Here is a 9,048-nt window from a genome sequence, read left to right as displayed (position 1 = left end):
CATTGGTCATTAGTCATTGGTCATTAGTCATTGGTCATTAGTCATTGGTCATTAGCAACTTTAAACAAATGACAAAGGACAATTGACAAATGACTATTTGAGTATTGTGTTGAGGTCTTGGTGCGATCGCAGCAAATTATCTGCTGTATTATGTACGCCAAATTCGGCGGCTAATTGCGCTCCTAGTGTGCCGTGGATGTACAGAATGAACATGATTGCTATGCCTGCGAACAAATAGATCCATTGCACTTCTCTATCTGTCTGTTTATATTCTTGTTTGCCCCAAACAAAGCGCTGCCATGCTCTCCAGATGGTCATGCCAACAATCAGCGCTAATAAGAACACACCACCCACACCATGCCAAAGCATAGTTTCCATTGCCTGCAATCCCCAGGCACTCTTCATATCAGCTGGTGGTGCTGCCAATAGCATTTCGTAAAAGCCTGCTCCCACTGTGAAAAATGTGATGATGCTGGCAGCTAACATGTTGTACCAGCCAACAGCAAATAAGTTGTCACGTTCCACAGTAATTGCCAAAAATTTGAAGACCCATTTTTCAAAGGGGAACAGAACACCAACAATATCAAAGGTCATCGCAATGATGAACAAACCTATTGTCAGATGGACTAAGTTGGGATGAATGGGAATTGTGTAAGGCAGTCCGTTTGCGCCTAGAGAGCCGGTCAATTGGTCAATTAATTCTGAGTTCATCGCAACAGACCATCCTTTACTGCTTCCACAACTGGTACGGTATGCAATCCATACACCCAAACAAGCTCATCGCCGAGATATACTTGTAAGCCAACTATTAAGGTTAAAACTAGCCCCGCTCCCAAATAATAAATCGGTATTTTTTTAGGATTGCGGGCACGAATTACATAGCGCCAAGCTGTAATCGCTGTGATAATTCCCGAAAGCGACCAACCAATTAGCGTATGCAAATTCAGCACCGATTTCGCTAGGCTGTAAGGCTGTGCTAATCCCGCTTCAAACTGACCAAAAATGATCGCGACGAAGATGGCGATCGTGGCAACTAACATATTCCACCAACTCACCTCAAAAAGACCGGATTTACCAGTAAAATAGCCAATTACATCGCAGAAGAAGGAAAACAACACCATCGCAATTACGAAGTGGACAACGATGGGATGAATCGTATCTGGATAGGGCAAATTGTGGTCGTTCAAGGATGTCAAATACTCAATCATCGTCTTCTCCTGGACATATCTACCGCACTTTGGTCAATAAATTTTGGATTTTGGATTGGCGATCGCGCAGTCTTAGCGAGCGTCTTTTAGATTTATTCCGTCCCAGACGAGATATAAACTAGAAGACCCTAATCAAAAATCTAAAATCGCTAGTCAAGCTTCAATAATTTATGGATACTCACTAACATCACCACAAGTATCCATCCATAATTGATCGGATTCTGTTCAATATCTGCGCGGTTCAATACGCTTAATCATGTCTTAGCTTTTTGTAGCCAAATTTGGTTAAATTGCCTACATGGAATAATTTTTGTTTTGATTCATTTCCTTATGCCAATAGTCTGCAACAGCAATTCTTGATGTAGCTAAATCAAATCGCTGTCGTTTGTTGATTTGCTTAACCTATCCTTTAGCTTAAGTAAATTTTTATGAATTGTCAAAACAATAAATATTAAACTTTTAAAAGTTAGTCTACAAACAAAAAACTATTTTCACAATGTATTTATTTTTGCATTTTTTTAAATATAAAAAACTCGAAATAGAATATTTGTCTGTAAGGTATTTCACAATAAGAAAATATTGGTTTGTGATGCAAATAACAAAAATATTTGAACTACTCAAAAAGCCCCTTAAAAAAAGAAAAGTAAGAAATCAAGGTTAAGTCAGAACTCAGAAATATAGTTTATTGCAACAGGTTGGCTTTTTTCTCTGATATTATTTTCATAATTCTTTCATTTTTAACTTACTTCTGCTAAAGTGAGACAAAAGTGAGAAGATTATGAAATTGCTATAATGAGATTTAATATCAATAACTTTCAGATGCAACTACCGCAGCACGGACAAAAATTGGTTGTAGCGTCTGTGCTGCTATTGGAACTGTGTTTGAGTGGGTGCAGCCCGTCAACCTCCAATTCTCAACCACAGTTAAGTCCAAACCCAGGCACAACTAGCACCAGCAACCTAGATAAAAAAGGGAAAAAAGTGGTTCTTACCACCTTTACAGTCATCGCAGATATGGCGCAAAACGTAGCGGGAGACAAGGCGATTGTTGAATCTTTGACCAAACCAGGGGCGGAAATTCATGGTTACGAACCAACTCCTAGCGATTTGGTGAGGGCACAAAAAGCAGACTTAATTTTGAATAATGGTCTAAATTTAGAGCGTTGGGCACAGAAATTATATAATAGCGTCCCTAATGTACCTCACGTTACCCTAAGTGAGGGAATTAAGCCTGTTGAAATAACAGAGGATGCCTACAAAGGGAAACCTAATCCCCATGCTTGGATGTCACCACAAAATGCCTTAATTTACGTAGATAATATTCGCAAGGCATTGGTTAATTTGGACTCAGCGAATGCAGAGACTTATAACACCAATGCCAAAGCATACAGCCAAAAGATTAAGGATGTTGATGAGAAACTGCGAAAAGCCGTGTCGGTAGTTCCAGCAGACAAGCGCTACATGGTAAGCTGTGAAGGCGCGTTCTCATACGTTACCCGCGATTATGGCTTGAAAGAAGCTTATCTCTGGGCCGTCAACTCTGAACAACAAGCTACTCCCAAACAGCTAGAAAAAGTCATTGATATAGTTAAAAAAAATAAAATACCTGTAGTTTTCTGTGAAAGTACAGTCAATGATGGAGCGCAACGCCAGGTAGCTAGAGAATCGGGAGCAAGGTTTGGTGGAGTGTTTTATGTTGATTCCCTCTCTCCAGCGAATGGGCCAGCACCAACTTATCTCAAGTTGCTAGAACTTAATATTAATACTCTAACTCAGGGATTAGAGGAAAAGTGAGCAAGTATGCAAGAATAAATTTAATTATTTAAAATTAGCTTGTAATAAGGACTAAAGTCCTGTTTTGTTCTCCAGAAAACCTTAAGTATTCGCAAAAAAGGCTGGAGCCGCTCATTACAAATTAATGATTAATCTTAGAGGTGATTTTTAGTGAAATCTACTAGTATTGATGTCGAAAATCTGACAGTTGCTTACCACGGCAAAGTTGCTTTACATGGCGCTTCTTTGCAAATTCAAGCAGGTTCAATTAGTGGTTTAGTGGGGATGAATGGTAGCGGTAAATCAACCCTATTTAAGGCGATTATGGGTTTTTTGAAGCCCGTTACAGGACGGGTTTTGATTAATGGTTTACCGATAAAAGCTGTACAGAAAAAAAGCTTGGTTGCTTATGTACCACAGTCAGAAGAGGTGGACTGGAATTTTCCAGTAAGTGTCCATGATGTGGTGATGATGGGACGCTACGGATACATGAATATACTACGAATTCCGTCGGCGAACGATCAAAGAGTGGTGAGGGAGAGTTTGGAAAGAGTGCAAATGTGGTCAATGCGCGATCGCCAAATTGGAGAACTCTCTGGCGGACAGAAAAAACGTGCCTTTCTCGCCCGTGCTTTAGCACAAAAAGGAACAGTTTTGCTATTAGATGAACCTTTCACTGGGGTAGATATCAAAACAGAAAAAGCGATGATTGACTTATTGCTGGAATTGCGAGAAGAAGGTCATACAATTTTGATTTCTACTCATGATTTGGCTTCTATAACTACTTTCTGTGACCAAGTAGTACTAATTAATCGGACTATTTTAGCTTATGGTGATACATCAGAAGTCTTCACAGAAGAAAATCTCTCACGCACTTTTGGCGGTTCTCTGGGAGATTTATCCCTCAGCAAAAGCCAGATAATCCGCAGAAATCAAAATGAATCTGATTAATCACTAATTAATATTGTTAAAAATATGAATACTCTTGCATTCTTAGACTGGTTAACCACACCCCTACAGCATGAATTCATGGTGAAGGCAATTTGTGTAAGTGCCTTAGTTGGGGTGGTCTGTTCTGTTTTATCTTGTTTTATGACCCTCAAAGGTTGGGCATTAATGGGAGATGCTGTTTCCCATGCGGTAATGCCTGGGGTTGTAATTGCTTATGTTTTAAATATCCCTTTTGCTGTGGGCGCTTTTGTCTTTGGAGTAGGTTCAGTTATTGCGATCGGTTATATCAAAGCGAAGACGAGAATTAAAGAAGATACTGTCATCGGACTTGTATTTACAGGATTTTTCGCTCTGGGTTTGGTATTAGTTTCCAAAACTCCAAGCAGCGTTGACTTGACGCATATTTTGTTTGGGAATGTCTTAGGTATTTCTAATGAAGACATTATCCAAACGGTGATTATCAGCGTAATTACTTTAGTAACAATAGCTGTTTTACGCAAAGACCTACTATTATTTTGTTTTGACCCCACTCATGCACGTTCCATTGGCTTGAATACAGCGGTACTGCACTATATTTTACTATCATTACTGTCGCTAACTGCTGTCGCCGGACTCCAGACAGTGGGAATAATTCTGGTTGTAGCTATGTTGGTTACTCCGGGAGCAACGGCTTACTTATTAACAGACCGTTTCGACCACATGATACTAATTGCAATGGCATCGGGTGTATTTTCTAGTGTTATGGGGACTTACATCAGCTATCATATCGATGGTGCAACAGGGGGTTGCATAGTTGTGTTGCAAACCTTGTTGTTTGTCATAGCAATGATTTTTGCACCTAAACATGGGTTATTGGTAAGAGCAAAGAAGCAAGAAAACACTGACTGATTCAGTATGAAATAGCCTTTGCTATTTACGTAACCCCCATTCCGCAGGTGTGAGGGCGAAACAAGTGTCGTTTAAAATTGTGGTAATTGGTACTTCTTTAGGCGGATTATCAGCATTGAAAATCATCCTGGGCAATTTACCAGCAGACTTCTCTGTACCGATCGCGATCGTGCAACACCGTCATAAAGAGTCTAGCAACACACTCCAGGATTTATTACAAGAATCCACTTTGTTGAAAATTCGAGAAGTGGAAGACAAGGACGAAATACTACCGGGATATGTTTACATAGCCCCAGCAGATTATCATTTACTGGTTGAACCAGGTCACTTTGCGCTTTCGACTGATGAGCCTGTTTCTTATGCTAGACCATCTATTGATGTGCTGTTTGAGTCGGCAGCCGATGTCTACACAGAGGAAGTTATTGGTGTAATATTGACAGGAGCAAACCAAGATGGTATGCAAGGTCTTAAGAAAATAAAAGTGCGGGGAGGAATTACTATTGTACAAGAACCTGCCACAGCGGAGAGCGACATTATGCCAGAGGCAGCAATTTCTGCTATTACAGTAGACTGGATTTTGACACTCTCAAACATTGCTTCCCAGATGGTCAAGCTTTGTCAATCATCACAGAAATAAACCGATGCAGATGGAACCCAAAGTCAACATCCTCCTAGTAGATGATAAACTAGAAAATTTGCTGGCACTAGAGGCAATACTAGAAAAATTAGGGGAGAATCTCGTGAGAGCTACTTCCGGGGAAGAAGCTTTGAGGTGTCTGCTGCATCAAGACTTTGCAGTGATTTTGTTGGATGTGCAAATGCCTGGGATGGATGGCTTTGAAACTGCTACCTTAATTCGTAATCGGGGGCGATCGCGTCACACTCCAATTATCTTTCTCACCGCCTTTAGCACCAGCGACCAAATGCTGTTTAAAGGTTATGCCTTGGGTGCTGTTGATTATCTGCTCAAACCACTAGACCCTAATATCTTGACTTCTAAAGTCACAGTATTTGTAGAACTATTTAAGAAAACAGAAGCCGTCAAGCAACAAACAGCGCAGCTAGTAGCTGTGAATACTGAACTCAGACAAAGTGAAGAACGATTCCGATCGCTAAGTACTTGCTCACCCGTTGGCATTTTTGAAACTGATACTGAAGGTAACTGTAAATATACTAATCCCCGCTATCAGGTAATTTGTGGCTTGAAAGCGGCAGAGAGTTTAGAAAAGAGATGGCTGGAATCTGTTCATCCAGAAGATAAAGAACGAGCGATCGCTAGTTGGTCTGCTTACATTTGTGAAGCTCGCGAATACTCAGAAGAATTTCGCTTTCAAGCTCCCCACGGTAGCGCCCGTTGGGTTCAAGTTCGCTCATCACCGATGCTTTCCAGTCAAGGAGACTTGTTGGGTTATGTCGGCACCCTTGAAGATATTACTGAACGCAAGCAAGCAGAAGAAGTTCGCGCTCAAGTGATTCGAGAACAGACAGCAAGACAGGAAGCAGAAGCTGCAAATCGGATGAAAGATGAGTTTCTGGCTGTTCTCTCCCACGAACTCCGTACACCTCTAACCTCAATGCTTGGCTGGTCAAAAATTCTCCGCGCCAAGAAACTTGACGAAAAAGCCACTTCTCGCGCTTTGGAGGCGATCGAACGCAACGCCATATCTCAGATGCAACTAATTGAGGATATCTTGGATGTATCTCGGATTATCCGTGGTCAGTTGCGGTTAAACGTATCTGCGGTAAATCTGCTCACAGTGATGGAGGCGGCATTAGAGGCAGTTCGTCCTCTAGCAGAACCGAAAGATATTCAATTAAGTACTGTGCTGGATACTTCGATCGGGTCAGTCTATGGCGATCCAGCCCGTCTACAGCAAATTGTCTGGAACCTACTAACTAATGCAATAAAGTTTACCCCTAAAGGCGGTAGGGTAGAGGTTAGGCTATCAAAGCATTTTGGATTTTCGATTTCAGACTTTGGTGTGAGCGCTACTTCCACAAGCCTCAGTACAACCCAGTCGAACAATTTTGGATTTGAATCTCATAGTGAAAATTTAGATTCTTCAAACACTGAAGAAAGCAATAATCTAAAATCCGTCTTGGAAAATTCTGATGGTCGAGAGCCGAGTCTTAAGCTTTCCGCAAAATCTCAAAATTCAAAATCTCAGTACGCCCAAATTCAAGTTATCGATACAGGTATTGGTATCAGTTCCGAGTTTTTACCCAAAGTATTTGAGCGTTTTCGGCAAGCAGACAGTACCACAACGCGATCGCACAATGGATTAGGACTAGGATTAGCGATCGTCCGTCATCTAGTGGAACTGCACAAGGGTACAATCTTTGCTCAAAGTTTAGGTAGTGGACAAGGAGCAACCTTTACTGTGAGACTACCACTGCTACAAGACAATAGAGGAAATAGAGAAGCAACAGGAAAAATTTCCTCTTCTTTAGCATCTACCCCCCTTACTGGATTAAGAGTTCTAGTTGTAGATGATGAAGCAGATACCCGTAACTTTCTCAGTTTTATGTTTGAGGAGTATGGGGCTTTTGCTACTGCCGTAGCTTCCGTTGATGAAGCGCTAGCAGTACTTGAACAAGCAAAACCAGATATCCTGATTAGCGACATCGGTATGTCAGGACAAGATGGTTATACACTGATTCGGAAACTCCGCTCTTTAGAACCAGAAAAAGGCGGACGCATCCCCGCGATCGCTTTAACAGCATACACGCGAGAGGAAGACCGCTTGAAAGCCCTTTCAGCAGGGTTTCAGCAGCATTTATCTAAGCCAATTGACCCCAATAAAATGATAGCTGCGGTTGCTAATGTATTAGAACTGCCTATTGAAGTTCCAGTGAGTTGATTGGGACTGGGGAGTGGGGAGTGGAGAAAGCAGCGGAGCAGGGGAGCAGAGGAGCAGAGGAGAAGTTACAGTAGTTTTCCCCTCTGTTCCCCTAGACCTCTGCCTCTTATGCCCAATACTTCTCTACGAGAGGCTGCGCCAACGGTTTCTCTACGAGACGCTATGCGTAGCTTACTTCCCCGGAGGGGTACGCTCAGTACAAGTGCCCAATGCCCAATGCCCGATCAAGAGGAAGTTAGAGCATGTTTTTTCAGTTCGTCTAAAGAAACCACTTCTAAAGCTCTAGCATGAGTTGCTGAAAGTATTACGGGTGGAGCAACACCAGCTTCGAGAGCTTCTTGCCAGCGAGAAGCACACAAACACCAGCGATCGCCAGGCTTCAATCCAGGAAAATTAAAATCAGGAACAGCTGTGCTGAGATCGTTTCCCTGGGATTTAGTGAACTCCAGGAATTCTGATGTCACTTGGGCACATACGACATGTGACCCGAAATCCTGACCACCTGTACGACAAAAACCGTCGCGGTGAAACCCAGTCATGGGAGAAGTACAGCAAACCTCTAGGTTTCCATCGATTACATTTTTAGCGTCTGTCATCGTTAATTCGTTGTACTTGATTTTTCCACTTGATATAAGCTTATATTTATTGTCAATTCCCTGGTTGAATTAAAGTCGCGATCGCTAATTAATTCCCAAAAGCAGGAAATTCTCAAATTACTTATCTCAAAATCGTTAAAAATAAATTTCTCAGCAGAATATTTAAGAGCGATCGCTCTCAGTTTAAATAAAAAATAAAACCCCTGGCTAACTACCAGGGGTAATGCAAGTCAGTACTTTTCGCATGGAATGTATCCTACTCAAATACCATAGCAACCCTCTAATTTACAGATATGCCATTTTGCCAAACAAAAAAAGCCCCCAGTAGTAAGCTGAGGGTTAATTTTTTTAGAATAGCGGTAATATACAAAGCTATTATTCCCAAATAAGTAAGCAAATAATACTTGTAGCCTACGACATCAGAATTTCTTGTTCCCTTTTCTACGAAAGGCTGCGCGAATAGAGGGTTACTCCCGTTGAAGAATCGTAGACATAAATCAGACACCGATTCTAAAGAGCCATACAACCATATATGTTATGTCATGCAAAAGATAACTTCGGCGTATTCCTGCCTCGTTGTTTGCTTTTAAATAAGCAAACCTGATAACTGGTATCAGGTTTACTGTAGTAATAAAAGTTGATTAAAAAATGTAAAGCAGTGTAAAGTAGTTTCACAGGCAAAAACAAAACCGCCTGATTCATAAATAACCGCAATCATAAAACAATGACAACAACCTTACAACGTCGCGAAAGCGCCAACGTATGGGATCG

The 9,048-nt window shown here is 41.4% G+C and carries 9 protein-coding genes; 6 read left to right on the top strand and 3 right to left on the bottom strand.

The window, feature by feature from the left end; genetic code table 11:
* Positions 1 to 93 precede the first annotated feature (93 nt).
* Together HWQ44_RS14190 and HWQ44_RS14185 are read right to left on the bottom strand one after the other, a co-directional pair.
* Positions 94 to 711 carry a DUF2231 domain-containing protein gene (locus tag HWQ44_RS14190; protein ID WP_292719534.1) on the bottom strand — a complete coding sequence of 206 codons (618 nt, stop codon included), beginning with the start codon at positions 709 to 711 and terminating at the stop codon, positions 94 to 96.
* Positions 708 to 1,208 (bottom strand): DUF2231 domain-containing protein, encoded by a 501-nt coding sequence (locus HWQ44_RS14185; RefSeq protein ID WP_292719533.1) that lies wholly within the window; start codon positions 1,206 to 1,208, stop codon positions 708 to 710. The genes HWQ44_RS14190 and HWQ44_RS14185 overlap by 4 nt, the downstream gene beginning before the upstream one ends.
* Between HWQ44_RS14185 and HWQ44_RS14180 the strand changes: the two genes are divergently transcribed.
* The 6 genes from HWQ44_RS14180 (at position 1,190) to HWQ44_RS14155 (ending at position 7,681) form a co-directional block, all read left to right on the top strand.
* Positions 1,190 to 1,330, top strand: coding sequence for a hypothetical protein (locus tag HWQ44_RS14180; RefSeq protein ID WP_190240952.1), 141 nt, complete (start codon positions 1,190 to 1,192; stop codon positions 1,328 to 1,330). The genes HWQ44_RS14185 and HWQ44_RS14180 overlap by 19 nt on opposite strands.
* Positions 1,331 to 2,000: 670 nt before the next feature.
* Positions 2,001 to 3,002 carry a metal ABC transporter substrate-binding protein gene (locus tag HWQ44_RS14175; protein WP_292719530.1) on the top strand — a complete coding sequence of 334 codons (1,002 nt, stop codon included), beginning with the start codon at positions 2,001 to 2,003 and terminating at the stop codon, positions 3,000 to 3,002.
* A gap of 150 nt (positions 3,003 to 3,152) precedes the next feature.
* Positions 3,153 to 3,932 carry a metal ABC transporter ATP-binding protein gene (locus HWQ44_RS14170; RefSeq protein ID WP_292719529.1) on the top strand — a complete coding sequence of 260 codons (780 nt, stop codon included), beginning with the start codon at positions 3,153 to 3,155 and terminating at the stop codon, positions 3,930 to 3,932.
* Positions 3,933 to 3,956: 24 nt separating this feature from the next.
* Positions 3,957 to 4,820 carry a metal ABC transporter permease gene (locus HWQ44_RS14165; RefSeq protein ID WP_292719528.1) on the top strand — a complete coding sequence of 288 codons (864 nt, stop codon included), beginning with the start codon at positions 3,957 to 3,959 and terminating at the stop codon, positions 4,818 to 4,820.
* Positions 4,821 to 4,884: 64 nt separating this feature from the next.
* The gene (locus tag HWQ44_RS14160; protein ID WP_292719527.1) at positions 4,885 to 5,457 is read left to right on the top strand and encodes a chemotaxis protein CheB; all 573 of its coding nucleotides are present in this window, start codon (positions 4,885 to 4,887) and stop codon (positions 5,455 to 5,457) included.
* Positions 5,458 to 5,461: 4 nt separating this feature from the next.
* Positions 5,462 to 7,681 carry a response regulator gene (locus HWQ44_RS14155; RefSeq protein ID WP_292719526.1) on the top strand — a complete coding sequence of 740 codons (2,220 nt, stop codon included), beginning with the start codon at positions 5,462 to 5,464 and terminating at the stop codon, positions 7,679 to 7,681.
* Between the two features lie 224 nt (positions 7,682 to 7,905).
* Here the strand turns inward: HWQ44_RS14155 and HWQ44_RS14150 are convergent, their stop codons facing one another.
* Positions 7,906 to 8,277, bottom strand: a complete 372-nt coding sequence (locus HWQ44_RS14150) for a DUF2237 domain-containing protein (RefSeq protein WP_292719525.1) — start codon at positions 8,275 to 8,277, stop codon at positions 7,906 to 7,908.
* Positions 8,278 to 9,048: the final 771 nt, after the last annotated feature.

Source organism: Nostoc sp. JL34 (genome assembly GCF_017114945.1).
In the GTDB taxonomy this organism is placed as follows: Bacteria; Cyanobacteriota; Cyanobacteriia; order Cyanobacteriales; family Nostocaceae; genus Nostoc.
The sequence above is the reverse complement of the archived record's forward strand: the minus strand, read 5'-3'. Positions and strand labels throughout refer to the sequence as shown.

Bases quoted from the DNA above. Each gene is read 5' to 3' on its own strand.
- HWQ44_RS14155 (WP_292719526.1), top strand. From the start codon at position 5,462: ATGCAGATGGAACCCAAAGTCAACATCCTCCTAGTAGATGATAAACTA.
- HWQ44_RS14150 (WP_292719525.1), bottom strand. From the start codon at position 8,277: ATGACAGACGCTAAAAATGTAATCGATGGAAACCTAGAGGTTTGCTGT.
- HWQ44_RS14190 (WP_292719534.1), bottom strand. From the start codon at position 711: ATGAACTCAGAATTAATTGACCAATTGACCGGCTCTCTAGGCGCAAAC.
- HWQ44_RS14180 (WP_190240952.1), top strand. From the start codon at position 1,190: ATGTCAAATACTCAATCATCGTCTTCTCCTGGACATATCTACCGCACT.
- HWQ44_RS14185 (WP_292719533.1), bottom strand. From the start codon at position 1,208: ATGATTGAGTATTTGACATCCTTGAACGACCACAATTTGCCCTATCCA.
- HWQ44_RS14165 (WP_292719528.1), top strand. From the start codon at position 3,957: ATGAATACTCTTGCATTCTTAGACTGGTTAACCACACCCCTACAGCAT.
- HWQ44_RS14175 (WP_292719530.1), top strand. From the start codon at position 2,001: ATGAGATTTAATATCAATAACTTTCAGATGCAACTACCGCAGCACGGA.